General features: G+C 60.6%; 25 protein-coding genes and 1 pseudogene. 16 read left to right on the top strand and 10 right to left on the bottom strand.

Features of this window, described 5'->3' with window-relative positions; all coding sequences use genetic code 11:
* Window positions 1-5: 5 nt before the first annotated feature.
* The 3 genes and pseudogenes from KX729_RS01390 to KX729_RS01380 all read right to left on the bottom strand — a co-directional run bounded on the left by KX729_RS01390 (window position 6) and on the right by KX729_RS01380 (window position 3,038).
* Window positions 6-1,169 carry an FAD-dependent monooxygenase gene (locus tag KX729_RS01390; RefSeq protein ID WP_219740655.1) on the bottom strand — a complete coding sequence of 388 codons (1,164 nt, stop codon included), beginning with the start codon at window positions 1,167-1,169 and terminating at the stop codon, window positions 6-8.
* A gap of 13 nt (window positions 1,170-1,182) precedes the next feature.
* Window positions 1,183-1,428, bottom strand: coding sequence for a zinc-finger domain-containing protein (locus KX729_RS01385; RefSeq protein WP_025603238.1), 246 nt, complete (start codon window positions 1,426-1,428; stop codon window positions 1,183-1,185).
* Window positions 1,429-1,718: 290 nt separating this feature from the next.
* Window positions 1,719-3,038: pseudogene (locus KX729_RS01380) on the bottom strand (IS701 family transposase).
* Between the two features lie 158 nt (window positions 3,039-3,196).
* Between KX729_RS01380 and KX729_RS01375 the strand changes: the two are divergent.
* The 8 genes from KX729_RS01375 to KX729_RS01340 all read left to right on the top strand — a co-directional run bounded on the left by KX729_RS01375 (window position 3,197) and on the right by KX729_RS01340 (window position 10,065).
* A complete protein-coding gene (locus tag KX729_RS01375) occupies window positions 3,197-3,355 on the top strand; it encodes a hypothetical protein (RefSeq protein ID WP_219740653.1) in 159 nt (52 codons plus the stop codon).
* 82 nt (window positions 3,356-3,437) lie between these two features.
* Window positions 3,438-4,223 (top strand): alpha/beta fold hydrolase, encoded by a 786-nt coding sequence (locus KX729_RS01370; protein WP_219740652.1) that lies wholly within the window; start codon window positions 3,438-3,440, stop codon window positions 4,221-4,223.
* A 147-nt stretch (window positions 4,224-4,370) separates the two neighbouring features.
* The gene (cysE, locus tag KX729_RS01365; RefSeq protein WP_219740651.1) at window positions 4,371-5,195 is read left to right on the top strand and encodes a serine O-acetyltransferase; all 825 of its coding nucleotides are present in this window, start codon (window positions 4,371-4,373) and stop codon (window positions 5,193-5,195) included.
* 131 nt (window positions 5,196-5,326) lie between these two features.
* The gene (locus KX729_RS01360; RefSeq protein ID WP_219740650.1) at window positions 5,327-5,530 is read left to right on the top strand and encodes a DUF3126 family protein; all 204 of its coding nucleotides are present in this window, start codon (window positions 5,327-5,329) and stop codon (window positions 5,528-5,530) included.
* Between the two features lie 313 nt (window positions 5,531-5,843).
* A complete protein-coding gene (locus KX729_RS01355) occupies window positions 5,844-6,194 on the top strand; it encodes a phasin family protein (protein ID WP_219740649.1) in 351 nt (116 codons plus the stop codon).
* Window positions 6,195-6,483: 289 nt separating this feature from the next.
* The gene (clpS, locus tag KX729_RS01350) at window positions 6,484-6,840 is read left to right on the top strand and encodes an ATP-dependent Clp protease adapter ClpS (protein WP_219741191.1); all 357 of its coding nucleotides are present in this window, start codon (window positions 6,484-6,486) and stop codon (window positions 6,838-6,840) included.
* Between the two features lie 10 nt (window positions 6,841-6,850).
* A complete protein-coding gene (clpA, locus tag KX729_RS01345) occupies window positions 6,851-9,385 on the top strand; it encodes an ATP-dependent Clp protease ATP-binding subunit ClpA (protein WP_219740648.1) in 2,535 nt (844 codons plus the stop codon).
* Between the two features lie 125 nt (window positions 9,386-9,510).
* Window positions 9,511-10,065, top strand: coding sequence for an RNA 2'-phosphotransferase (locus KX729_RS01340; RefSeq protein ID WP_219740647.1), 555 nt, complete (start codon window positions 9,511-9,513; stop codon window positions 10,063-10,065).
* 74 nt (window positions 10,066-10,139) lie between these two features.
* On the opposite strand, the gene KX729_RS01335 is transcribed toward KX729_RS01340, so the two are convergent.
* From KX729_RS01335 to KX729_RS01320, 4 genes are read right to left on the bottom strand one after another with little or no spacing between them, the layout of a single operon-like run.
* The gene (locus tag KX729_RS01335; protein ID WP_219740646.1) at window positions 10,140-10,571 is read right to left on the bottom strand and encodes an HIT family protein; all 432 of its coding nucleotides are present in this window, start codon (window positions 10,569-10,571) and stop codon (window positions 10,140-10,142) included.
* A gap of 41 nt (window positions 10,572-10,612) precedes the next feature.
* Window positions 10,613-11,809, bottom strand: coding sequence for a GNAT family N-acetyltransferase (locus KX729_RS01330; protein WP_219740645.1), 1,197 nt, complete (start codon window positions 11,807-11,809; stop codon window positions 10,613-10,615).
* A gap of 12 nt (window positions 11,810-11,821) precedes the next feature.
* Window positions 11,822-12,568, bottom strand: coding sequence for a glycerophosphodiester phosphodiesterase (locus KX729_RS01325; RefSeq protein WP_219740644.1), 747 nt, complete (start codon window positions 12,566-12,568; stop codon window positions 11,822-11,824).
* Window positions 12,565-13,035: a RidA family protein gene (locus KX729_RS01320; protein WP_219740643.1), complete on the bottom strand. Its 471-nt coding sequence runs from the start codon at window positions 13,033-13,035 to the stop codon at window positions 12,565-12,567. Before KX729_RS01320 ends, KX729_RS01325 begins: the two co-directional genes overlap by 4 nt.
* 109 nt (window positions 13,036-13,144) lie before the next feature.
* Between KX729_RS01320 and KX729_RS01315 the strand changes: the two genes are divergently transcribed.
* Window positions 13,145-13,993 (top strand): cell envelope integrity EipB family protein, encoded by an 849-nt coding sequence (locus tag KX729_RS01315; protein WP_219740642.1) that lies wholly within the window; start codon window positions 13,145-13,147, stop codon window positions 13,991-13,993.
* Between the two features lie 21 nt (window positions 13,994-14,014).
* On the opposite strand, the gene KX729_RS01310 is transcribed toward KX729_RS01315, so the two are convergent.
* A complete protein-coding gene (locus KX729_RS01310) occupies window positions 14,015-14,380 on the bottom strand; it encodes an STY0301 family protein (protein ID WP_219740641.1) in 366 nt (121 codons plus the stop codon).
* A gap of 287 nt (window positions 14,381-14,667) precedes the next feature.
* Between KX729_RS01310 and KX729_RS01305 the strand changes: the two genes are divergently transcribed.
* From KX729_RS01305 to KX729_RS01290, 4 genes are read left to right on the top strand one after another with little or no spacing between them, the layout of a single operon-like run.
* A complete protein-coding gene (locus KX729_RS01305; protein ID WP_219740640.1) occupies window positions 14,668-15,744 on the top strand; it encodes a toxic anion resistance protein in 1,077 nt (358 codons plus the stop codon).
* A gap of 7 nt (window positions 15,745-15,751) precedes the next feature.
* Window positions 15,752-17,320 carry a substrate-binding domain-containing protein gene (locus tag KX729_RS01300; RefSeq protein WP_219740639.1) on the top strand — a complete coding sequence of 523 codons (1,569 nt, stop codon included), beginning with the start codon at window positions 15,752-15,754 and terminating at the stop codon, window positions 17,318-17,320.
* 17 nt (window positions 17,321-17,337) lie between these two features.
* Window positions 17,338-17,955 (top strand): 5-bromo-4-chloroindolyl phosphate hydrolysis family protein, encoded by a 618-nt coding sequence (locus KX729_RS01295; protein ID WP_219740638.1) that lies wholly within the window; start codon window positions 17,338-17,340, stop codon window positions 17,953-17,955.
* A complete protein-coding gene (locus KX729_RS01290) occupies window positions 17,955-19,061 on the top strand; it encodes a substrate-binding domain-containing protein (protein WP_219740637.1) in 1,107 nt (368 codons plus the stop codon). The genes KX729_RS01295 and KX729_RS01290 overlap by 1 nt, the downstream gene beginning before the upstream one ends.
* Window positions 19,062-19,115: 54 nt before the next feature.
* Here KX729_RS01290 and KX729_RS01285 read toward each other — a convergent pair whose 3' ends face one another.
* Window positions 19,116-19,490 carry a nuclear transport factor 2 family protein gene (locus KX729_RS01285; protein ID WP_219740636.1) on the bottom strand — a complete coding sequence of 125 codons (375 nt, stop codon included), beginning with the start codon at window positions 19,488-19,490 and terminating at the stop codon, window positions 19,116-19,118.
* A 26-nt stretch (window positions 19,491-19,516) separates the two neighbouring features.
* Window positions 19,517-20,269 carry an SDR family NAD(P)-dependent oxidoreductase gene (locus KX729_RS01280; protein ID WP_219740635.1) on the bottom strand — a complete coding sequence of 251 codons (753 nt, stop codon included), beginning with the start codon at window positions 20,267-20,269 and terminating at the stop codon, window positions 19,517-19,519.
* A gap of 109 nt (window positions 20,270-20,378) precedes the next feature.
* Between KX729_RS01280 and KX729_RS01275 the strand changes: the two genes are divergently transcribed.
* From KX729_RS01275 to tsf, 3 genes are all read left to right on the top strand, one after another.
* Entirely contained in the window at window positions 20,379-21,281 is a 903-nt protein-coding gene (locus KX729_RS01275; RefSeq protein ID WP_219740634.1) for a LysR family transcriptional regulator, read from the top strand.
* A 202-nt stretch (window positions 21,282-21,483) separates the two neighbouring features.
* Window positions 21,484-22,263 (top strand): 30S ribosomal protein S2, encoded by a 780-nt coding sequence (gene rpsB, locus KX729_RS01270; protein ID WP_219740633.1) that lies wholly within the window; start codon window positions 21,484-21,486, stop codon window positions 22,261-22,263.
* Window positions 22,264-22,503: 240 nt separating this feature from the next.
* Window positions 22,504-23,430 (top strand): translation elongation factor Ts, encoded by a 927-nt coding sequence (gene tsf / locus KX729_RS01265; protein ID WP_219740632.1) that lies wholly within the window; start codon window positions 22,504-22,506, stop codon window positions 23,428-23,430.
* Window positions 23,431-23,540: the final 110 nt, after the last annotated feature.

Below are 23,540 nucleotides of genomic sequence, written 5' to 3'. Positions count from 1 at the left end.
CTCAATTATCCGGCTTTGAAGCCGTAGAGCCAATCGAAATCCGCCGCGAGAGATTGCGGCGGACGCATTGAAAGAACCAGGTCGCGGCCGAGCTTCACCGGCCCGCGCGCATGATAGGCGAAGCGGTTGAACAGGCCGCGCGCCCGCACCTTGGCGACGCGCTGGGCCCGTTCTTTCTCGAAAGCGGGCAGCACCTCGGCAAGGGGGCGGGGGCCTGCTATCCGGTTTGCCAGGATGAAAGCATCCTCGATCGCCATCGACGCGCCTTGCGCCGCAAACGGCATCATCGCATGGGCGGCGTCGCCTATCAGCACACGGTCCTTGCCATTTTGCCAGCGGCCGGTCGTGACTTCGTAAAGCGGCCAGAAGGTCGGCGCATCCGCTCTTTCCAGCAGTTCCACGATCCGGCGGTCCCAGCGATGGAACTGCCCTGTCAGCAAGCGCCGCTGTGCTTCGTTCGCCTGCGCATCCCAGGTTTCTCCCGGACTGATGCCGGAAGCGATGGCGACGATGTTGAAACCGCCGATTTCCTTCAGCGGGTAGGCGACGAGATGGGTGGAGGGACCGAGAAACGCGGTGACCTGACCGGCGGCCAGCCAGCCTGGCACCGCATCGCGTGGAATAGTAAAGCGCCAGCAGACGTTTCTCGAAAAGTCCGGTTCGGGGCTGCCGGGTATCGATGAGCGGAGGTTCGACCAGACACCGTCGGCACCGACGATCAGCGGGTAGGCATGGCTTGTCACCGCGGTCAGCGCTTCTGCCGTGTCCCGGCGGATCGGCGTATCGAGATGGATGCTGCAAAGCGGATTTTGCCTGACGGCGTCGAGCAAGGCCTTCTGCAACGTTGACCGGTGCAGCACGCCATAGGGCGCACCCCAGCGCTGCCGCGCGAAGCGGCCGACGGGCACATGGGCGATCGGCCTGAGCGACGTGCCGGATACGAGGCCGATACGCTCCGGCTCGGTCCAGACGGCTTCAAGTGCGGGAAGCACGCCGAGGTCCGACAGGATTCGCGACGCATTCGGGGATATCTGCAGACCTGCGCCGACTTCCGTGAGCTCGGTCGCCTCTTCGAAAATATCGCAGGCGATGCCGTGTCGGGCAAACGAGAGCGCAGCCGCCAGCCCCGCCATTCCGGCGCCGATGATCGCTACTCTTTCGATGGTCATCAGGACGCGCCGGTCACGCCGCCTTGACGTGGAAGACGCAGCCCGGCGGGTCGGTCTGCTCGGCCTTCAGGCCCGGATTGTAACGGAACAGGGTCGAGCAATAGGAACAGACCTTCTCGTTGTCGTCGCCGAGATCGATGAAGATATGCGGATGGTCGAAGGGCACGGAAGCGCCGGTGCACATGAATTCCTTCACGCCGATCTGGATCACCGGATATCCGCCGTCGTTCTGGAAATGGGGAATGCTGTGCCCGGCCATACTGGTCTCCGAAACTTTGAAATGCGATTTGCGGCGGACATTACCGTCCTCGGCGGCGATTGTGTAGTGCAAAAACCGCCGCAGGCGCGAAAGCCACAACCGGTCTGACATAGGGCCGCGTTGATTGGATCGAAAGAAAAGGCCGCTAGACTTGGGCCTCGGTCCTTCGAAGCAGGAGACTGTAGTGGCGATATCGCGGCGGCATTTCGGCTTGCGCGGCATGAGGCGCGAAACAGCGCCCGCAAAGCCCACGGGTTTTAACACTACTTTGGCAGAATCGATTCTGCAGTTCAAATTGCCCTTTGCAGTGGGGACATCGGAATGTCGTCATCGGTCTGGCGAGTGTACTGATGACGGCTCGACGGATAGCAGGCAAGGTGGGCTCAGGCGGCCCTCTGCGTATTTGTCGCTTCTTTTTTTTCCCGCTTTGCAGTCTGCAGTCTCTGGTGCTGGAGGAAGGCATAGGCGATCATCGTCATCAGGGCGTGCCGATGTAGCCCTTGCCATGATCGGCCTTCGAAGTGGTCGAGGCCGAGTTCCTCCTTCATCTGCTGATGCGCTTGCTCGCAAACCCATCTCGCCTTGATGGCGGCCGCCAGCGCTTTCAATGTCGCATCGGCCGGCAAGTTGGACAGGTAGTATTTGCGCTCGTCGTTTGATCGCCATTCGCCAACCAACCAGGCTTCCTCCCCCGGCATGTGTTGCTGTCCTTTGTCAAGAATGCGTTGCGGCGTGCCGTCAGCGATCCGGACGCGCAATGCTGCAAAGCGTGCCGTCAGGCGGCCCTTTGTGCCACGCCGCCAACTGACCTTCTTCCAGCTTGCGAGCGTTAGGATCGTTTCTGCGGCAACCGACAGGGTATCGGGGATTGGATGCTTGCGCGGGCGACCATGACCGGCGACGGGAAAGATCAATCCGACATCATGCGGATATACTTTCTGATGCTTGGGGATGCCGACTGCCCAGGTGAGGCCGCGGCCACTCAATCCCTGGCGGAAGGCCGCCGAGAGGCCGTAGCCTGCGTCAGCCAGCACTGTACCAAACCGGACGCCAGTCACGATCAACCGGTCGATCTCGGCGAGAGCAATTTCCGGCTTGGTACGAGACGTTCGCATGCCGTCGGGAACTCCGGCCTTGGCCATCCGCTCCCTGTCGCTCGTCCAGCTCTCGGGCAAGAACAAACGCAAGCCAACTGGAACTGGAACCTCGTCTCGGGCAAGCGTCACCGACACCAGCGTCTGGCAATTTGCCCTCTTGCCCAGCATCGAGGCGTATTGCGGTGCGACTCCGACCGAGTGATCGCCCTTCTTCGGCAGGCCGGTGTCATCGATCACCAGGAACGCATCGGATGCGCCAACGATCCTGTCCGCCTGCAGCGCAAGCTCAGTCTCAAGAGGAACAGCATCCCAAAGGCCGTCGGAAATGAAATGGTGGAGGCGGTCGTAATGGCCTGGAGCAAACCGTTCCGCCATCGGCTCGATACTCTTGCGGTCACCGGGACCAATAAGCCCGGACACGTAAAGAGGGCACATCTGTCGCCGCTTCTTGTGTCCGAGCTTCTCCAGAAAAGGCTGCAAAAATGCCGAAAGCTCCGTATGCCAATCTGCCATGTCGCGCCCCCAAAGGAAGAGAGCACAAATCATCTCAAACCAGCCTTGCCCGAATCTGCCAAAGTAGTATTAAGATCGACACACAAAATCGTCCGGCGTCGCGCTTTACCCGGAAGCAGATCAGGGCCGTCCTCGTTACCGCCGGACTGGTCTTCATCGTGTCGACCAAGCTCGTCTGGTCCTATTATCAGTATCAGGTTCTGGAAAATGCTTCGCCGGACGTCCGCAAGGCTTGCGCCGGTGCCAGCCTCGGGTCGCCGTCACGCGATGCCTATTATTACTGCATTGAGCGGGTCGAGGCCGGCGGCGAGCCGTGAATATCATTGCGGCATGGGTTCAATCCGTCTTGGCGTTCCGTTATGGTCCCCCGGAAATCGACCGCCCATCGGATATTCTGCAATGAACCTCAATGCGCCTGCCTTTTCCACCTTCCAGCATGACGGCCTGAACCTCGCCTATTTCGACGAGGGCGATCCGTCCGGCGCGCCGGTTCTCATGATCCACGGCTTTGCCTCCAGCGCGCTGGTCAACTGGGTGCATCCGGGCTGGCTGAAGACACTGGGCGACGCCGGTTACCGGGTGATCGCCATGGACAATCGCGGCCATGGCGCAAGCGACAAGCCGCTCGATGCCGAAGCCTATCGCCCCTGGGTGATGGCGGAGGATTCGATTGCGCTGCTTGACCATCTGCGCATTCCGGAAGCGCATCTCTTCGGTTATTCCATGGGGGCCCGCATTTCGGTCTTTTCCGCACTTGCCCACCCGGACCGGGTGCAGTCGCTGGTGCTTGGCGGCCTCGGCATCGGCATGACTGATGGGGTAGGGGATTGGGACCCGATCGCCGATGCGCTGCTCGCTCCTTCGCTCGACGACGTTACCCATGAACGCGGCCGGATGTTCCGCGCCTTCGCCGATCAGACCAGAAGCGACAAGCCGGCACTTGCCGCCTGTATCCGCGGGTCGCGCGACCTCGTTTCCCGCTCCGACATGGGCAGGATCGAAGCGCCGACCCTGATCGGCGTCGGCACCAAGGACGATATTGCCGGTTCCGCCCAGGAGCTTGCCGACCTGATGCCGAACGCCCGTGCGCTGGATATTCCGGGCCGCGACCATATGCTCGCCGTCGGCGACCGGGTGTTCAAGAAGGCGGTTCTGGAATTCTACGCCGAGCTTTCCGCCGGCTGAGGCGAAAACCCCGCCTTGGATCAAGCCTTCGCGCGCAAGGCCGCAGGTTTCTTCATTCTAACGATCAACGGAATGCGATTTTGCGCCCGTTGGCCTTCCTGTAAAGTTATTCTATATTAGGCCTCCAAGGCAAACCGGGAGACGGCTATGGCCGCACGTACTGAAATCCGCACGAAAGACGCCGTCGCGATCGTCGATCCCATCTGGGATACGCTGCGCGAAGAGGCGCTGACGGCAGCCGGGCACGACCCGCTGCTGGCCGCATTTCTCTATTCGACGGTGCTGAACCACCGCTCGCTGGAAGAATGCGTCGTGCATCGTATCTGCGAACGCCTCGACCATCCGGATCTCCAGGCCGTGCTGCTGCGTCAGACCTTCATGGAAATGCTGGAAGACTGGCCGGAATGGGGCGCGATCCTGCGCGTCGATATCCAGGCAATCTACGACCGCGATCCCGCCTGCCTGCGGTTCCTGGAGCCGGTGCTCTATTTCAAGGGCTACCATGCGCTTCAGACACATCGGCTGGCGCACTGGCTGTTCAGCCGCGGCCGCCGCGATTTCGCGCTCTATCTGCAGAGCCGATCTTCAAGCGTCTTCCAGACGGATATCAACCCGGCAGCGCGCATCGGCAAGGGCATTTTCCTCGATCACGCCACCGGCCTGGTGGTCGGCGAAACGGCGGTCATCGGCGACAACGTCTCCATCCTGCATGGCGTCACCCTTGGCGGCACCGGCAAGGAGGGCGCCGACCGGCATCCGAAGATCGGCAATGGCGTGCTGATCGGCGCGGGTGCCAAGATCCTCGGCAATATCGAGGTCGGTTCGTGCTCGCGCGTTGCCGCGGGCTCGGTGGTGCTGAAGCCTGTGCCGCCGAAATCCACCGTGGCCGGCGTGCCGGCCCGGGTGGTAGGAGAAGCAGGGTGTTCGGAACCGGCGCGTCTCATGGACCAGATTCTCGGAGCGGATATCTGAGCTTTTGACTGCTTTCGGTCTGGGAAATAGCCGCTAGAGCACCTTCTGGCGGCTTTACTTTCGCCTTTGTCCCGTGCCAAAAGCGCCACCAATCGAACCGCTGCCAAATGAATCGCTGACTGGAGAGAAAAGTGAAACCGGACGAAATCAAGAAGCTGGACGCCTACTTCAAACGCGTGCTGAACCCGCAGGTCGTGGTCAAGGCGCGCCCGCGCAAGGACGATTCGGCCGAGGTCTATCTCGGTGAAGAATTCCTGGGTGTGGTCTATATCGACGACGAGGACGGCGACCGTTCCTACAATTTCTCGATGGCGATCCTCGACGTCGATCTCTGATCGATCTCGTGACGTCGATCTCGGTCGGCCCCAGATTCGCAAAATGTTCAGGAAGCGGGCCATGTGCCCGCTTTTTGATTCCGCACTGCCGGACACGCAAAGGTGAGGCCACATTAAATCGCCTGATCCATCTCCCTTGGGTTGTGGAGGCGTGAGCCCATTAATGGCGTAAAATCAAAAACCTGAATTCGTCTATGCATTCGCATAGGGTGATTTGCAACCCAGAGTGATTTTGCATTGCACAAATCAGCCTTGACTTTTGTCGGCTGCGACCTTTCTATTCCCTTCTCCGAATAGAACAAAGGACCAGGCGATGTTCAATTTCGATGACGCAAGCAAGCAGAGCAAGGACGCGATGGATGGAATGCTGAAGAGCTATTCCGAAGTCGCCAAGGGTTTCCAGGCAATTGCCACCGAGACCACCGATTACTCCAAGAAGTCTTTCCAGGATCTGACCTCCTATGTCGAGGCGCTGACCGCGACGCGCACCGTCGAGGCGGCCTACGATCTGCAGACCCGGTATATCAGGTCCAGCTACGAGGGCTTCATGGCCCAGTCTTCGAAGATCGGCGAGATGTATGTCGAACTCGCGAAGACGGCCTACAAGACCTATGAGCCGCCGGTCGCCCAGACGACCGCTGTCGTGGTGCCCAACGCCGCGTGAACGCGACATAGACCGTTCTGAACGACGTCTTCCATGCGAAGGCCGGCGGCGAAAAGCGCTGCCGGCCTTTTTTGATTCAGGCCCGCGCAACGTTGATTCACGACAATACGAAGACAGTGCGGAAAACTGGAGTTTTACGCACCTTGGACAGGGGCATTAGCGGAATAGTGATTGCGTGGCCGCGAAGGGGGCTTAAAATCCGTGTCCAATGAACTAAGTTAGGTGAGACTTCAGTTCGGCAGCGAACCACACATGATACCGCAGCCGGACGACCGGGGAATGAATGAAGATGATCGCACTGCCGATCTTGATGCAAGATAAAGACAAGAGTGGCGACGGAGATAACGCGGGCCGCGGGACCTCGGTCATCACGAGAACGAAACCTAAGACCAAGCGGCCCAATCTGTATCGCGTTCTCCTGCTCAATGACGACTATACCCCCATGGAGTTCGTCATCCATATTCTGGAGCGTTTCTTTCAGAAGGATCGGGAAGCCGCGACGCGCATTATGCTTCATGTTCACAATCACGGCGTGGGCGAATGCGGCATATTTACCTATGAGGTAGCGGAAACCAAGGTGTCCCAGGTTATGGACTTCGCCCGGCAACACCAGCATCCGCTACAATGTGTCATGGAAAAGAAGTGAGGAACCCGACGTGCCAACATTTTCGCCTAGCTTAGAAAAGGCGCTGCATCAGGCACTGACCTTCGCGAACGAGCGGCATCACGAATATGCCACGCTCGAACATCTGCTTCTGGCATTGATCGACGATGCCGATGCTGCGGCGGTTATGGGCGCTTGTAACGTCAATCTGGATAATCTCCGCAAGACCGTTGCCGACTATGTCGATAACGAGCTTGCCAACCTCGTCACCGGTTATGACGAGGATTCGAAGCCGACGTCCGGCTTCCAGCGCGTCATCCAGCGCGCTGTCATTCACGTACAGTCTTCCGGTCGCGAGGAAGTGACGGGCGCCAACGTGCTTGTCGCCATCTTTGCGGAGCGGGAAAGCCATGCGGCCTTCTTCCTGCAGGAGCAGGAGATGACCCGCTACGACGCGGTCAATTACATCTCTCACGGCATCGGCAAACGTCCGGGCTCCTCCCAGTCCCGCACGCCGCGTGGCTCCGAGGAATCCGATTCCGAACCCAAGCCCTCGTCGCGTGGCGGTGAGGATGAAGGTTCGGCCAAGAAGCCGCAGGATGCCCTGAAAGCCTATTGCGTCAACTTGAACGACAAGGCCCGTGATGGCCGTATCGATCCGCTGATCGGCCGCCATGCCGAAGTCAACCGGACGATCCAGGTCCTGTGCCGCCGTTCCAAGAACAACCCGCTCTATGTGGGTGATCCGGGCGTTGGCAAGACGGCGATTGCCGAAGGGCTCGCCAAGCGGATCATCGAAGGCAAGGTGCCGGAGGCTCTCGCCGACGCTACCATCTTCTCGCTCGACATGGGCACGCTGCTGGCCGGCACCCGGTATCGCGGCGACTTCGAAGAGCGCCTGAAGCAGGTCGTCAAGGAACTTGAGGATTTCCCGGGTGCAGTTCTCTTCATCGACGAGATCCATACGGTCATCGGCGCGGGCGCTACGTCCGGCGGCGCGATGGATGCCTCGAACCTCTTGAAGCCGGCTTTGTCCTCTGGACAGATTCGCTGCATCGGCTCGACCACCTACAAGGAATACCGCCAGTTCTTCGAAAAGGACCGGGCTCTGGTCCGCCGCTTCCAGAAGATCGACGTCAATGAGCCGTCGATCGACGATGCGATCGAGATCATGAAGGGCCTCAAGCCCTATTTCGAGGAGTACCACAAGCTTCGTTACACCAACGACGCGATCAAGGCGGCTGTCGAGCTTTCGGCCCGCTACATCTCCGACCGCAAGCTGCCGGACAAGGCGATCGACGTGATCGACGAGACCGGTGCGGCGCAGATGCTTGTACCCGCTTCCAAGCGCCGCAAGCTGATCACCGAGAAGGAAATCGAGGCGACGATCGCCACCATGGCCCGGATTCCGGCAAAGACCGTTTCCAAGGATGACGAGATGGTTCTCGCCAACCTGGAAAAGGAACTGCGTTCGGTCGTCTACGGTCAGGATGCGGCGATCGAGGCGCTGTCGACCGCGATCAAGCTGGCGCGTGCCGGCTTGCGCGAACCGAACAAGCCGATCGGCTCCTACATCTTCTCCGGCCCGACCGGCGTCGGCAAGACGGAAGTCGCCAAGCAGCTTGCTTCTTCGCTCGGCGTCGAGATGCTGCGCTTCGACATGTCGGAATATATGGAACGCCACACGGTCTCGCGGCTGCTCGGCGCACCTCCAGGCTATGTCGGCTTCGACCAGGGCGGTCTCCTGACCGACCAGGTGGATCAGCATCCGCACAGCGTGGTCCTGCTCGACGAAATCGAGAAGGCGCATCCGGATATCTACAATATCCTGCTGCAGGTCATGGACCATGGTTCGCTGACCGATCACAACGGCAAGAAGATCGACTTCCGTAACGTCATCCTGATCATGACGACCAATGCGGGCGCTTCGGAAATGGCAAAGGCCGCCTTCGGTTTCGGCTCATCCAAGCGCAGCGGCGAGGACGAGGAGGCTTTGAACAAGCTGTTCACGCCGGAATTCCGCAATCGTCTCGATGCGATCATCCCGTTCGCACCGCTGCCGACGACGGTCATTCATCAGGTCGTGCAGAAGTTCGTCATGCAGCTCGAGACGCAGCTCTCGGAACGCAATGTGACGTTCGACCTGCACGAAGATGCGATCGCCTGGCTGGCCGAAAAGGGTTACGACGAGAAGATGGGCGCCCGCCCGCTGTCTCGCGTCATCCAGGAGTATATCAAGAAGCCGCTGGCGAACGAGATCCTGTTCGGCGCACTTCGGAAGGGCGGCGTCGTTCGCGTCACCGTCGGCAAGGATGCGGATGGCAAGGACAAGCTGGTGCTCGATTCCATTCCGGAAGCAGTGCCGGTAAAGCCGAAGCCGGAAGCGGAAGTCGAAGAGGCTGCCGAAGAAGCGCAGGCCAAGGCCACCAAGCCCAAGGCACCGAAGAAGTCGGCGCCGAAGGACAAGGACGGCGTCAGCCCGAAGGCAAGGGCCATGGTTGAAGCGGACGTAATTGCTGAAGAGGCACCCGCCAAGACCGCACCCCGCAAGAGTGGTGCGGTGCCGCGGGTACCGAAGAGCAAATAAGGCTTGAAAATCAGAACATTGCGATGCCGGGCTTGTCCCGGCATCGTCGTTTTTGTAAGTCCGATCAGTATTGCAGCGCCGCAGGTATGTTGTGAGCGCGGGCCGATCAAATCAGGAATTGTCGGATGTCGACCGAAATCAGCAAGCTTCTCAGCCATGTGCTGCGCCATGCGCCCGAACGTCTGGGCATCGTATTGGACGCAAACGGCTGGACATCCGTCGATATCCTTATCTCGAAGGCACAAGAAAAGGGCTTTGCGATCGATCGCCCGATCCTGGAAGGTGTCGTCGCCGGCAGCGACAAGAAGCGCTTCACGCTCTCCGAAGACGGGCAACTGATCCGGGCGGCCCAGGGACATTCAGTTGCTATCGATCTCGGCCTGCAGCCGAGCGACCCCCCGGAAATCCTGTTTCACGGCACGGCAGAGGACAATCTCGAACCGATCATGGCGGAAGGTCTCAAGCCGGGCACTCGCCAGCACGTGCATCTGTCGCTGGACGAAGCAACCGCGATCAAGGTCGGTAGCCGGCATGGCAAGCCTATCGTGCTCAAGGTCAATGCCGGCGAGATGCAGCGGAACGGATTTGTATTCTTCCGTGCCGAGAACGGCGTGTGGCTGACGACCCATGTCCCGCCAGTCTATCTTTCCGGGCCTGGGAAAGACAACGAACGCCAATGACCGCTGAGTCGGAAATCAACACCGCGCTACGGCCCGGTTTTGCCGGCCTGTAGTGGACCGGATTTGGAATAGGGTCAGGCCCCCAGTTCGCCGATGATCTTTTCCGCATTGGCGGCAAGCACGCCATTGTCTTCCATCTGGCCGCTATGCGGTTTCAATGCGGCGCCTTCGTAGCGCGGCACGATGTGGAAATGCAGATGGAAAACGGTCTGGCCGGCGGCCGGTTCGTTGAACTGCGTGATGGTGATGCCGTCGGCCTCGAATGCATCCTTGGCGGCTTTGGCGAGCTTCTGCACGATGGGCATCAGCTTTGAAAGCACGGCCGGATCCGCATCCAGCACGTTGCGCGACGGCGTCTTCGGGATCACCAGCAGGTGACCCGGCGACTGCGGCATGACATCCATGAAGGCGAGCGTATCGGCATCTTCGTAGACCCGGTGGCAGGGGATTTCGCCGCGCAGGATTTTGCCGAAGATATTGTTTGAGTCGTAAGCCTGACCGCTCATGGGATGTCCTCTCCTGTTTTTTATATGCCGGGCCTCAAGCCCTAATCCTGTTCCTGCTGCCGCTCGCCCTTGCGGAATGGGCTGTGCTCGGAAAGATATTCGTTCATGTATTCCACCTCGTCCCGCTCCCGCTCCAGATAATCGGCGACGGCGCGGCGCAGGCCGGGATGGGCGATATAGTGCATGGAATGGGTGGTGACAGGCAGATAGCCGCGCGCCAGCTTGTGTTCGCCCTGCGCGCCGGCCTCGACCCGTTTCAGCCCCTTGGCGAGCGCGAAATCGATCGCCTGATGGTAACAGACCTCGAAATGCAGGAAGGGGTGATCCTCGACGCAGCCCCAATGGCGGCCGTAAAGCGTATCCCCGCCGATGAAGTTGATGGCGCCGGCAATGTATTTGCCCTCGCGCTTCGCCATCACCAGCAGCACGTCGTCGGCCATGCGTTCGCCGATCAGCGAATAGAACTTGCGGGTGAGATAGGGCTGGCCCCATTTGCGGCCGCCGGTGTCCATGTAGAATTCGTAGAACTGGTCCCAGATAGCCTCGGTCAGGTCCTTGCCGGTCAGCCAGTCGACGGTGATGCCGTTTTCGACTGCGGCGCGGCGCTCCTTTTTCAGCGCCTTGCGCTTACGCGACGCTAGCGTTTCTAGGAATGCGTCGTGGTTCGCATAACTCGCGTTCAGGAAATGGAACTGCTTGTCGGTGCGGTGCAGATATTCCGCCTCCTCGAAGGCGGCGATCTGGTCATCAGCGACGAAGGTCACATGCGCGGAAGAGACGCCGAGCTGGCGTGTCACGTCCTGGAGACCGGATGCCAGCGTCAGCTCGATCGCGTCCTTATCATAGCCGGAAGAGACGAGCAGCCGCGGCCCGGTTGCCGGCGTGAACGGCACGGAACATTGCAGCTTCGGATAATACCGCCCGCCGGCCCGTTCGAACGCATCCGCCCAGCCATGGTCGAAGACATATTCGCCTTGGCTGTGGTTCTTGAGATAACCGGGAACGGCGCCGATCAACGCGCCTTCGTCATTTTCCAGCAGGAGATGATGGCCGAGCCAGCCGGTCTTGGCGGTTGCCGATCCCGATTCTTCCATCACCGACAGGAAGGCGTGCGAGATGAAAGGGTTGTACGGCACCTCGGCAGACGATGCTTTCGAGGCGCCTGAAAGGCGCGACCAGCTTTCGGGGCTGATCGCGCGAAACGATTTTTCGATGCGGATGGTCAGGTTGCCGGACATTACTCTTTAAGACTATGCGGCGGGTTTTTCCCGCGGGTCAAAACCTTCGAACGTCATCTGTTCCGCATGACTATAGGTATGTTCGACGCCCTTTGCATCCCTCACGGTCCAGGTAATGACCGGAATTCCGGCCGCTCGCTGAGCTGTGATGAAGCTGTTGGGCAGGTGCGGCCAGTGATAGGAGATGAAATCGAGACCGAGCTGCATGGCTTCGTCATGCTTGAAGAATTCTTCCGGCTTGTCGCCCATGGCGGTGAGGCCATTGGGGTAGGGCGCCCCGGCGCGCTTCAGGTCGCGCAGGATGTGATGGTCGAAGCTCATCAGCGCCACCTTGCCCTGATAACCTTCCAGCACTTCGAGAACGGCCTCGACGAACCCGTCGTCCTCGCCTTCACCTTCGCGGCCCTTGATCTCGATGACCAGCGGCACCCTGCCGGCAACGAGGTCGAGCATCTGCTTCAGCGTCGGCACCTTGTCGTTGGTACCGCCGACGGCAAGCATGCGCAGTTCGGCCGAGGTCTTCTCGCGGATATCGCCCTTGATGCCGCAGAGCCGCTCGAGGTCATGGTCATGGAAAACCACCGGCACGCTGTCGGCCGCCAACTGCACGTCGCATTCGATCGCGAAACCGGCGTCCACCGCGCGGGAAAACGCCGAAAGCGTGTTTTCCCAGACCTGATGGTTCAGGTCGTGATAGCCGCGATGCGCGACCGGAAGTTCCTTGATCCAGGCTGCACCAGTATTATTTGGGGACGTCATGCTTTGATCTCGATGATGGCTTCGATTTCGACGGAGGCGTTGAGCGGCAGGGCGGCCATGCCGACCGCGGCACGGGCATGTTTGCCGGCTTCGCCGAGCACGTTGGCGATCAGGTTCGAAGCGCCGTTGGTGACGATATGCTGTTCGGTAAAGCCCGGTGCCGAAGCGACGAAGCTGGAAAGCTTGACGACGCGGGTGATGCGGGTCAGGTCGCCGCCAAGCGCTGCCTTTGCCTGCGAGAGGATGTTGATGGCGCAGAGTTCCGCGGCACGGGTTGCGGCTGCAACGTCGACATCGGCGCCGACGAGGCCAGTCACCGCCACTTTGCCGTTCTCGGTCGGCAGCTGGCCGGAGATGAACAGCAGGTTGCCGGTGATCACGTAGGATACGTAATTGGCAGCCGGTGCGGCTGCGACCGGCAGGGTGATGCCGAGTTCGGTGAGGCGGCTTTCGATGGCGTTCGACATTTTGGTCTCCCGTTTTGTTGTAAAATATTCAAAAATCCGGCATCAAGGCCTTAGCTTGGTCAGATGGCGTTCTTATAACACCGCGACTGAGTCCAACAGGAGAATATGAATGTTGCGGATGAGCTTCGGTTTGGTGCTTGCCGGCGGTATGAGCCTGACCGCTTTCTCGGCAGCCGGCGCGACCAGTATCGACGGTGCCGCACGGGCGCTGGTCGCCCATCGTGCCATCTACGACCTGAAGCTCAAGGACGCCTCCGACCGTTCCGGCATCGAGGGCATGGTCGGCCGCATGGTCTACGAGTTCACCGGCTCGGCCTGCACCGGCTTCACCACCAATTTCCGTCTCGTCACCAAGATCGATACCGGCGAGGATTCGCGCCTCAGCGACCAGCAGACCACGACTTTCGAGGACCTGTCGGCCAACCAGTTCCATTTCGAGACCAAGTCTTTCACGGACGAACAGCTCGACCGCCAGGTGAGCGGCGACGCCAAGATTGCCGGTGACGGCGTCAAGGTGGAGATCAAGCAGCCGGACGGCCGTGAACTCGACCTGCCGGCCAGCGCTTTCCCGACGACGCATATGCTCGACGTCATCAAGAATGCCCGCGAAGGCAAGCATTTCTTCGAGGCGCGCGTTTTCGACGGTTCGGAAAATGGCGATCAGGCGCTGCTGACGACGACCGTGATCGGCAAGCAGCAAGCGCCGGAAGCAGGCGATGTCGATGCCGACAAGGCCGGCGAGTTCTCGAAAGTGCCATACTGGCCGGTAACGATTGCCTATTTCAATGAATCGGCAGCCGGTGATCCGACTCCGGTCTACAACATGTCGTTCAAGCTTTACGACAATGGCATCACCCGCGACCTCACCATGGACTATGGCGACTTCGTTCTGTCCGGCGCGCTTGTGAAGCTGGAGCTCCTGAAGGCGCAGCAAGACGCGTGCCCGGCGGGGAAATAGCACCGGCCCTGAAGGCGCCGGTTATTTGCAAGCGAAGCTCGATCCGGTTTTAGTGCTTGTCTTCAGTTCGCAGCCCTTCAGTTTCGAGATACTGCGAATTTCCTCCGTTTTCTTCTGATCCCTATAACGGCAGATGACGTTGAGTTGCCGGCCTGCTTCGTAGACATAGGCGACACCCCAAGTCGAGCTGCTGTTCGTTTTGGTTTCCTTGAATGTATCCGGGGCCAGAATGGCATTGTCGCTGAACGGGCCGTCGTAGACTTCGACCGAAGCGAGCGGATTGCCCTTGATCTCCGGGCAGGAGAAATCCGCAGCAAGAGCGGGCTGGCAGGACAGGCCAACAAACAGAGCAAAAAAGATCTTCGGCCGCATGGAAATGATCTCCATTGTTGGAATCCCCGTCGCGCTTCAAGCCAACTGTATGTCTCTTAGCTGCCGTAGACGACGCAATCCATTGATTCCCGAAGAAGTCGCAGCGAATTCAAAAGACTTTCGTTCTGTCGTAAAACTGTCATGTCTTAGTCTCTAGTGTGTGGCGGCGTCGGGATATTTCCCGAGCCGTCGAAGAAGTGCCTGTAGTCTGGTCTTCGCCGATCCGGCTCCCTATATCCAGCGTCGACGCAACGGGCTTTGCCGGCTCGTCGGTGAAACAGAGCGCTCTAGGGGATGACACCATGGCGGACACCGAACTTGCGACCATTTCCACCACCAATCTGCCCGTCGTCTCTGCCGATCCGGCGGAGATTGCCCGTATTTCCGATAATATCGACCTCGGCGACCGTTCCGGCGTCGCCGTTTTCGGTGATCGGGCCCAGCAATCGGTGAGCAATTATGCCGACCGCATCCTTCGCGAAGTCCGCAATCGGGACATGGGCGAGGTCGGCAAGCTGCTGAACGACATCATCCTGAAATCGAAGAACCTCGATCCGGCGTCGATCAAGGAAGGCGGCTTCCTGAGCCGCATGTTCCAGTCGGCCGAGGCGCGGCTGACCCGTTTCAAGGAAGAATTCGAAGACGTCGCCGGCCAGATCGATCGTATCGGGCTGGAACTCGACCGTCACAAGGATACGCTTCGCCGCGACATCGCGCTGCTCGACGACCTGCATGAAGAGACCAAGGATTCGATCGTCAAGCTCGACGGTTATGTGCAGGCCGGCAAGGCATTTGCCGAGAATTTTCGCGCCAACGAACTGCCCAAGCTGAAGGCCGCCGCCGATGCGGCCAGGGAAAGTGCCGGCGGCGGCCTGATCGAGGCGCAGAACTATCAGGACAAGCTGCAGGCACTCGATCGCCTCGAAAAGCGGATTTTCTATCTACAGCAGGCCCGCCAGCTCGGCATCCAGCAGCTGCCGCAGATCCGCATCGTCCAGGCGGGTGACGAGACGCTGATCGAAAACCTGCAGGCGACCTCGGCGCTGACCGTGCCGGCCTGGAAACAGAAAATGGTCATCCTGCTCGGTCTCAACCGTCAGAAATCGGCGCTGGAACTGCAGAAGACCGTCACCGACGCCACCAACGACATGATCCGCCAGGCGTCTGCGATGATGAAGGACCAGGCGATCGCCATCGAGGAGCAGGCGCAGCGCGGCATCGTCGATATCGAGACGCTGGAACAGGCCAATCGCGACCTGATCGATACGATCGGCGGCGTCCTGCGCGTCCAGGAGGAAGGCCGTCAGAAGCGCGCCGATGCGGAAAAGCGCATGGAGCAGCTGACAGTCGATCTCAAGAAGGCGATGACAGAGGCCTGATGCGCCGATGAAACGGATCGCCACCTTCGCGCTCGGCCTTGCTGCGCTCCTCTCCCTTGCCGGCTGCAATTTCGGCAAGGGGCCGGATTTTTCGTTCGTTTCTGGTTCCGAAAACACGGTCATCCAGCCGATCGTCGAGGAATTCTGCAAGTCGAAGAATGCCACCTGCACCTTCAAATACGAGGGCACGCTGGATATCGGCCTGGCGCTGCAGAGCGACAATGGCGTCGAGCAGGATGCCGTCTGGCCGGCGTCCAGCGTCTGGGTCGACATGTTCGACACCAAAAGGCGGGTAAAAAATCTCACCTCGATCGCCCAGACCCCGGTCATTCTCGGCGTGCGCAAATCGAAGGCCGAGGCGCTCGGCTGGGTCGGCAAGCCGGTCTTCATGAAGGATATTCTGGCGGCGGTGCAGGCCGGCAAGCTGAAATTCCTGATGACCTCGGCGACGCAGTCGAATTCCGGCGCGTCCGCTTATCTCGCCATGCTGTCGAGCGCGCTCGGCAACAAGCCGGTCATCGAGCCAGGCGATCTCAAGGACGCCAATGTCCAGAATACGGTGAAGGCGCTGCTTTCGGGCGTCGAACGCTCGTCCGGCTCGTCCGGCTGGCTGGCCGATCTCTTCGTCGATTCCGCCAAGCGTGGCACGCTCTTCGATGCCATGTGGAACTACGAGGCAGTGCTGAAGGAAACCAACGACAAGCTTTCCGGCATGAGCCAAGAGCCGCTTTACGCCATCTATCCGGCCGACGGCGTGGCGATCGCCGATTCGCCGCTCGGCTTCGTCGATCACGGCCGCGGCGCCGAGGTGCAGACCTTCTTCAACGACCTGCTGGCGTTTCTGAAGACGCCGGATATCCAGAAGCGCATCGCCGCCACCGGCCGCCGCATTCCGCTGACGGATGTCGCCGCACCGACCGAGCCGCTCTGGAATTTCGATCCGAAAAAGCTTGTCACCGCGATCCGCATGCCGGAGCCGCAGGTGATCCGCGAAGCGCTGACGCTCTATCAGGCGGCACTCCGCAAACCCTCGCTGACGGCGCTTTGCCTCGATTTTTCCGGCTCCATGTCTGGCGCCGGGGTCGACCAGCTGAAACAGGCCATGCGTTTCCTGCTGACGCCGGAGGAATCAAGCCGCGTTCTCGTGCAATGGTCGCCCGCCGACCGCATTCTCGTCATTCCTTTCGACGGCTCGACCCGCCAGCCACGCGAAGCGAGCGGCGATCCGCTGGAGCAGGAAGGCCTGCTGAACAGCGTGCTGGGCGAACAGCCGAACGGCGGAACCGATATGTATGCCTGCGCCGACCTCGCCATGCAGCGGATCGCCCGCACGCCGAATGTCGGAAACTACCTGCCGGCCATCGTCATCATGACGGACGGCCGCTCGGACGACAGGAGCGCGCTCTTCCTCAACCGCCTCAACGCGTCCAGACTGCGCGTGCCGATCTTCGGCATCACGTTCGGTGACGCCGACAAGACGCAGCTCGACGGGCTGGCAGAAGCAACCTCGGCGCGCGTCTTTAACGGCGGTTCGGATCTGGCGGCGGCGTTCCGCACCGTCCGTGGCTACAATTGAGGCGCGGTTGTAACTGAATGCGCAAACTGTTCGGCAATGACTGGAACTGGATCGTGGCGGGCCTTGCCGCCGCGGTGGTCATTCCCGTCCTGACTTTCGTGATGATGATGCCGATCCTGATAGCTGCCGGCATCGGCGTCTTCGTGTTTGCCGGCTTGGTCTTCATGCTGGCGCCGCGCCGCATGTTCGAAGGGCTGGATGAAAAGACGATCGGCCGCGGCCGGCTGGAATTCGTACGCGAACTGATGGCGAGCGCCGTGCCCGCCGCCGAACGCCTGGAATCCGCTTCCGAACGCATAACCGACAAGGCGACCGCCAAGCGCGTCCGCCACCTTGCCGAAATCACCGCCGACGTGTTTGCCAAGGTCGAGGCCAATCCTGAAAGTGCAGGGGCGGTGCGCCGTTTCCTGAGCTACTACCTGCCACGCGCGGCGGAAGTCGCCGAAGGTTACGCCATGGTTGAGGCCAAGCGCGCTCCCGACAGCAAGCAGCTGGCGGATGTCGGCGGCGTGCTGGTAAAGCTCGAAGACGCCTTCGTGCATTATGCCGACAGCCTGGTCGACGACCAGCTCGACAGTCTCAATACCGATCTGCGCCTCATCCAGGCATCGCTCAAAGAGGATCTTCAACGCTGATGGCGATTTCCAGACGTGCCTTTGGAGTGGGATTGCTGGCGACCGGTGCTGTGGGCACCGGTGGTTATCTGGCGGTCAAGGACCGGCCGGAACTACAGGGCCTGCTCGGCAACCGCCTGAACCTGTTCGGCTTCATCGGCGGTGAAAAGGAAGCTTTCCTCGCCGATCCGGATGTCGTCCGCGCTCTCGGCAGCCGCGGCCTGACGATCCAGAGCCGGGTCGCAGGTTCGGTCGAAATGGTCCGCGAACAGGCGCTTCTGTCCCAGAAACCACAATTCCTGTGGCCGTCCTCGTCAATCATGGTCGATATCGCCCGCCAGAACGGTGTGCGGATCCGCGATGACCGCGTCGTGCTCAACACGCCGATCGTCATCTATTCCTGGCAGCCGGTGGCGGATGGGCTGATGCAGGTGGGTCTGGTGACCAGGACCGGGGCAGGGCACTACCAGCTCGACCTCAAGGCTCTGCTCGAAGCGATCGTCGCCGGCACCGATTGGTCGAAGCTCGGCGTCAACATGCTCTACGGCCGCTCGCGCATCGTCTCAACCGACCCGAACCGCTCGAACTCCGGCTTCATGTTCGCCGGGCTCGTATTGAGCCTCCTGAGCGGCAATCTCGCCACGTCGGAAGCGCTGGCGCAGTTCGGACCGAAGGCGCAGGCGATTTTCCGCAATATGGGCTTCAAGTCGCCGTCGTCCGGAAAGCTGTTCGAGCAATATCTCGCCGGCGGCATAGGCGGCGAGCCGATGATCGTCGGTTACGAGAACCAGCTTGTGGAATGGATACTGGCCGATCGCGCCCGCTGGGACCGCATCATGTCGGGTTCGGGCGCCAAGCCGGTCATGCTCTACCCGCGCCCGACCGTCTATTCCGCCCATCCGCTGATCGTCATCGACGAACAGTCGCACCGCCTGATGGACGCCCTGACGACGTCGGCGCTGCAGCAGCTCGCCTGGGAGAAGCATGGTTTTCGCGGCCCGCTCGGCACCCCGACCGGCAACCTCGATAGTGCGATCGCCGGCATGCTGCCCGCCGATATCGACGCGGTCCTGCCGATGCCGGATGCCGGCACCATGTTGCCGCTGCTCGATCTTCTGGCGAAATAGCCACGACAGTTGCAGCGGGGAGGCGAACTGCTCCCCGCCCGCACATTGCCGAAATCAGTGTGTCGGATCGACGATATCGAAGAAGAGATAGATCTCGGCGATCTTTCCGTCGCGGACGACGGCGATATCGGTTCCCGCATAGACGGGCGGTTCGCCTGGCTTGCCGGACACCCACTGGATGCGTCCGACATGATCTTGCAGCGCTTCTGCCGGGCGCGTGGCAGTGTAGCGGAATTCGGGATGGCTGGCCCGGATGGTCGCTGCGATGCGGTCGATCTCGTCACGCCCGCGATAGACGCCGTGCGGTTCATAGAAGACCGCATCCTCGGCAAAAATCTCGTCGATCGTCGCCCGGCGGCGGGCATCGTCGCCTTCGCCGAAGACGTCATGCAGGTTGCGGGTCAGCAGGGTGGTGATGTTCTGGGACATGGTCGTTCTCCGGAAGTTGGGTGAAATCAGATCTGAACCTGGCCGCCGTCGACGAACAGTTCGACGCCGTTGATGAAGCTTGCTGCGTCGGATGCCAGGAACAGGACCGCCTTGGCGATCTCCTCCGGCTGGCCGATCCGTCCTGCCGGGATCAGGCCGGCGAGATAGTCCTTCGTGCCTTCCGCCTGATCGCCACCGCCGAAAAGTTCGTTGAGGCCGGCCGTCTCGGTCACGCCGGGGCTGACGGCATTGACGCGGATACGGCGGTCCTTCAGGTCGAGGATCCAGTTCCTGGCGAAATTGCGCACGGCGGCTTTGGTCGCCGAGTAGACGCTGAGCGCCGGCGTGCCGGAAACGCTGGTGATGGAGGATGTCAGCACGATCGAGCCGCCGTCCCGCAGCAGGGGCAGAGCCTTTTGCACGGTGAACAGCACGCCCTTTACATTCGTGTCGAAGGTGCGCTGGTAGTGTTCCTCGGTGATTGCGCCGAGCGCCGCGAATTCGCCGCCCCCGGCATTGGCGAACACCACGTCGATATGGCCATGCTTCTGCTGAACCGCGTCATAGAGACGGTCGATATCGGCAAGCCGGCTCATGTCGCCCTGTACACCGGTGATCTGCCCGCCGATCTTCTTCACGGCGGCATCGAGAGCGTCCTTGCGGCGGCCGGTGATGAAGACCGATGCACCTTCTGCCGAAAAAGCCTTGGCGGTGGCGAGGCCGATGCCGCTGGTGCCGCCGGTGACCACCACGACCTTGTTTTCAAACATCTTTGTCATCGAAATTTTCCTTTGCTTCGGCTTCGTTGCCGATGCGAAGAAAGATATTTTCAGAACGATGATGCGAATAGTCAGCAAAAATGATAACCAGCGTTCCAAATGGAGAACGATGATGCGTGCCGATCTCAACGACATGGTCTATTTCGCCGAAGTGGTCACGCATGGCGGCTTTGCGGCCGCCGGCCGTGTCTTGAGGGAGCCGAAATCGAAACTGAGCCGGCGGATCGCGGGCCTCGAAGCCCGGCTCGGCGTCCGGCTGATCGAGCGATCGAGCCGCCGCTTCCGGGTGACCGATATCGGCCAGTCTTTCTACGAACGGTGCAAGGCGATGATCACCGAAGCGGAGCGAGCCGAGACATTGGTGGCCGAAGCGCAGTCGGAGCCGCATGGCGTCATCCGCATCAGCTGTCCGACGGGCATGGTGGAACCGATTTCCGGCCTCGTGACCAAATTCCTGGAGATGTATCCGAAAGTCCGCCTGCAGATCGTGGCGCTGGATCGTGCGGTGGATCTCATCGAGGAGCGGATCGACGTGGCGCTGCGCGTTCGTTCGTCACTGGACAGCGATGCGTCCCTGACGATGCGTTCGCTCGGGCATTCCGTCCGCATCCTGGTCGCAAGCCCGCAGCTGGCAAGCCGGATTGCCGATATCGGACAATTGTCCGATCTGCCGATTCTGGCGACAAGCGACGATGCGAACGAGATCGACTGGCATCTCGAAACCGATGACGGCCGGCGGCATACCCTTCGTCATCTTCCACGAATGGGCTGCGCCGACTTCGGGATCGTGCGGACGGCGGCGATCGCAGGCCTCGGTGTTGCGCTTCTGCCGGATCACTCCTGCCGCGACGCGATCGCGGCGGGCACGCTCGTGCGAGTTCTACCGGCCTGGCGGGGCGTGACGGGCGTCGTCCATCTCGTCTTCACCACGAGGAAGGGCCTTCCGCTCGCGGTGCGAAAATTCATCGATAGCCTCGCCTCCGGTTTCCCGCGTGATGCTTTGGCGCGCTGAGCAACGGTGCGCGCCTCTGGAGAAGCATGTCGGATTTTTCAGACTGCGCTTGCAATTGTGCCAGATCGCCTGTATGGGCACCGGCATTCCACACGTAAGGCATGGGATCGTCCGGGAGAAATCCGGCTTTTCCGCCCGGTGGCATCTTCGAAGAAGATGCTGTTCGCCTTGCGGAGGTTCAACCGGAAAAGGATAACAAGGCATGGCATTGCCCGATTTCTCTATGCGCCAGCTTCTCGAAGCAGGCGTTCACTTCGGCCACCAGACTCACCGCTGGAACCCGAAGATGAAGCCGTACATCTTCGGCGATCGTAACAACATCCACATCATCGACCTGGCTCAGACCGTTCCGATGCTGTCGCGCGCCCTGCAGGTCGTGTCCGACACCGTCGCCCGTGGCGGCCGCGTTCTCTTCGTCGGCACCAAGCGTCAGGCTTCCGAGTTGATCGCTGACTCGGCCAAGCGTTCTGCCCAGTACTATGTCAACTCCCGCTGGCTCGGCGGCATGATGACCAACTGGAAGACCATTTCGAACTCGATCGCCCGTCTGCGCAAGCTCGACGAGATCCTGAACTCGGAACAGTCCGGTTACTCCAAGAAGGAGCGCCTGAACCTCGAGCGCGAACGCGAGAAGCTGGACAAGGCTCTCGGCGGTATCCGCGACATGGGCGGCACTCCGGACCTGATGTTCATCATCGACACCAACAAGGAAAAGATCGCTATCGACGAAGCGAAGCGCCTGGGCATCCCGGTCGTCGCCATCATCGACTCGAACTGCGATCCGGACCTCATCGACTACCCGATCCCGGGTAACGACGACGCTTCGCGCGCCATCGCTCTCTACACCGACCTGATCGCTCGCGCCGCCATCGACGGCATCGCTCGCCAGCAGGGCGCTTCGGGTCGCGATCTCGGCGGCATGGCTGAAGCTCCGGTCGAGCCGGCGCTCGAAGGCGAAGCTGAAGCAGAAGCCCAAGCCTAAGAAGCAACCGGGAGCGGTATCCGCTCCTCTTTGCTGGAAATTCGATCGAGGCCAGAGATACCCATCCCTGGCCTCGTCGTTTAAGGCGATACGCTTCCTTGGCCTTTCGGCCGTTGTCGAGGTGGTCGCCAACGTGGTGATCTTCATCACGATGTCATATTTCCGGGTACATTCGTTCCCAAAACCTTGAGTCTGCCGACGTTTCCGGCGGTAGGCAACTAACCGACAAGAGGCACGACAATGGCTGAGATCACCGCTGCACTGGTGAAGGAACTGCGCGAAAAGTCTGGCGCAGGCATGATGGACTGCAAGAAGGCGCTTGCCGAAAACAACGGCGACATCGAAGCGGCTATCGACTGGCTGCGCGCCAAGGGCATTTCCAAGGCCGACAAGAAGTCGGGCCGTACCGCTGCCGAAGGTCTGGTTGGTATTGCCAGCGCCGGCCACAAGGCTGTCGTCGTCGAGCTCAACTCCGAAACCGACTTCGTTGCCCGTAACGATGCCTTCCAGGACCTCGTTCGCGGCATTGCAAACGTTGCTCTTTCCACCGACGGCACCGTCGATGCGATCGCTGCTGCGACCTATCCGGCCTCCGGCAAGCCGGTTGCCGACACCATCAAGGACGCGATCGCCACGATCGGCGAAAACATGACGCTGCGTCGTTCGGCCAAGCTCGAAGTCGAGCACGGCGTTGTCGCGACCTACGTGCATAACGCTGCCGGCGACGGCATCGGCAAGCTCGGCGTTCTCGTTGCCCTGAAGTCGGTCGGCGACAAGGAAGTCCTGACCTCGCTCGGCCGTCAGATCGCCATGCACATTGCCGCCACGAACCCGCTCGCCATCCGCTCGGAAGAAGTCGATGCTGCTGTCGCTGAACGCGAACGCAATGTCTTCATCGAGCAGTCGCGCGAATCCGGCAAGCCGGAAGCCATCATCGAAAAGATGGTCGAAGGCCGCATGCGCAAGTTCTTCGAAGAAGTCGCTCTTCTGTCGCAGGCTTTCGTCATCAACCCGGACGTGACCGTTGGTCAGGCCGTCAAGGATGCTGAAAAGCTCGCCGGCGCTCATATCGAAGTCACCGGCATGGCCCGCCTCCTGCTCGGCGACGGCGTCGAAAAGGAAGCTTCGGATTTTGCGGCTGAAGTCGCAGCCGTCGCCAAGGGCTGATATCGTCTCGATGCGCTCGCCGGGGCCGGATGTTCGGCCTCGGGGCATCAGCACGAGATGGGCATGGACCGTTCACCAATCCACGGAAAAGGTGAGCGTCGCCATCTAAA

Source organism: Neorhizobium populisoli, from assembly GCF_019430945.1.
Lineage (GTDB): Bacteria > Pseudomonadota > Alphaproteobacteria > Rhizobiales > Rhizobiaceae > Neorhizobium > Neorhizobium populisoli.
This window is presented reverse-complemented; position numbering and strand designations above follow the sequence as displayed.

What these genes read in the sequence shown, in the direction of transcription:
- rpsB (WP_219740633.1), top strand. Translation starts at nt 21,484, where the DNA reads ATGGCATTGCCCGATTTCTCTATGCGCCAGCTTCTCGAAGCAGGCGTT.
- KX729_RS01355 (WP_219740649.1), top strand. Translation starts at nt 5,844, where the DNA reads ATGTTCAATTTCGATGACGCAAGCAAGCAGAGCAAGGACGCGATGGAT.
- KX729_RS01335 (WP_219740646.1), bottom strand. Translation starts at nt 10,571, where the DNA reads ATGAGCGGTCAGGCTTACGACTCAAACAATATCTTCGGCAAAATCCTG.
- KX729_RS01320 (WP_219740643.1), bottom strand. Translation starts at nt 13,035, where the DNA reads ATGTCGAACGCCATCGAAAGCCGCCTCACCGAACTCGGCATCACCCTG.
- KX729_RS01385 (WP_025603238.1), bottom strand. Translation starts at nt 1,428, where the DNA reads ATGGCCGGGCACAGCATTCCCCATTTCCAGAACGACGGCGGATATCCG.
- KX729_RS01295 (WP_219740638.1), top strand. Translation starts at nt 17,338, where the DNA reads ATGCGCAAACTGTTCGGCAATGACTGGAACTGGATCGTGGCGGGCCTT.
- KX729_RS01285 (WP_219740636.1), bottom strand. Translation starts at nt 19,490, where the DNA reads ATGTCCCAGAACATCACCACCCTGCTGACCCGCAACCTGCATGACGTC.
- KX729_RS01300 (WP_219740639.1), top strand. Translation starts at nt 15,752, where the DNA reads ATGAAACGGATCGCCACCTTCGCGCTCGGCCTTGCTGCGCTCCTCTCC.
- clpS (WP_219741191.1), top strand. Translation starts at nt 6,484, where the DNA reads ATGATCGCACTGCCGATCTTGATGCAAGATAAAGACAAGAGTGGCGAC.
- KX729_RS01315 (WP_219740642.1), top strand. Translation starts at nt 13,145, where the DNA reads ATGTTGCGGATGAGCTTCGGTTTGGTGCTTGCCGGCGGTATGAGCCTG.
- KX729_RS01275 (WP_219740634.1), top strand. Translation starts at nt 20,379, where the DNA reads ATGATGCGTGCCGATCTCAACGACATGGTCTATTTCGCCGAAGTGGTC.
- KX729_RS01390 (WP_219740655.1), bottom strand. Translation starts at nt 1,169, where the DNA reads ATGACCATCGAAAGAGTAGCGATCATCGGCGCCGGAATGGCGGGGCTG.
- KX729_RS01325 (WP_219740644.1), bottom strand. Translation starts at nt 12,568, where the DNA reads ATGACGTCCCCAAATAATACTGGTGCAGCCTGGATCAAGGAACTTCCG.
- KX729_RS01290 (WP_219740637.1), top strand. Translation starts at nt 17,955, where the DNA reads ATGGCGATTTCCAGACGTGCCTTTGGAGTGGGATTGCTGGCGACCGGT.
- KX729_RS01340 (WP_219740647.1), top strand. Translation starts at nt 9,511, where the DNA reads ATGTCGACCGAAATCAGCAAGCTTCTCAGCCATGTGCTGCGCCATGCG.
- cysE (WP_219740651.1), top strand. Translation starts at nt 4,371, where the DNA reads ATGGCCGCACGTACTGAAATCCGCACGAAAGACGCCGTCGCGATCGTC.
- KX729_RS01280 (WP_219740635.1), bottom strand. Translation starts at nt 20,269, where the DNA reads ATGACAAAGATGTTTGAAAACAAGGTCGTGGTGGTCACCGGCGGCACC.
- KX729_RS01330 (WP_219740645.1), bottom strand. Translation starts at nt 11,809, where the DNA reads ATGTCCGGCAACCTGACCATCCGCATCGAAAAATCGTTTCGCGCGATC.
- KX729_RS01310 (WP_219740641.1), bottom strand. Translation starts at nt 14,380, where the DNA reads ATGGAGATCATTTCCATGCGGCCGAAGATCTTTTTTGCTCTGTTTGTT.
- KX729_RS01305 (WP_219740640.1), top strand. Translation starts at nt 14,668, where the DNA reads ATGGCGGACACCGAACTTGCGACCATTTCCACCACCAATCTGCCCGTC.
- KX729_RS01370 (WP_219740652.1), top strand. Translation starts at nt 3,438, where the DNA reads ATGAACCTCAATGCGCCTGCCTTTTCCACCTTCCAGCATGACGGCCTG.
- tsf (WP_219740632.1), top strand. Translation starts at nt 22,504, where the DNA reads ATGGCTGAGATCACCGCTGCACTGGTGAAGGAACTGCGCGAAAAGTCT.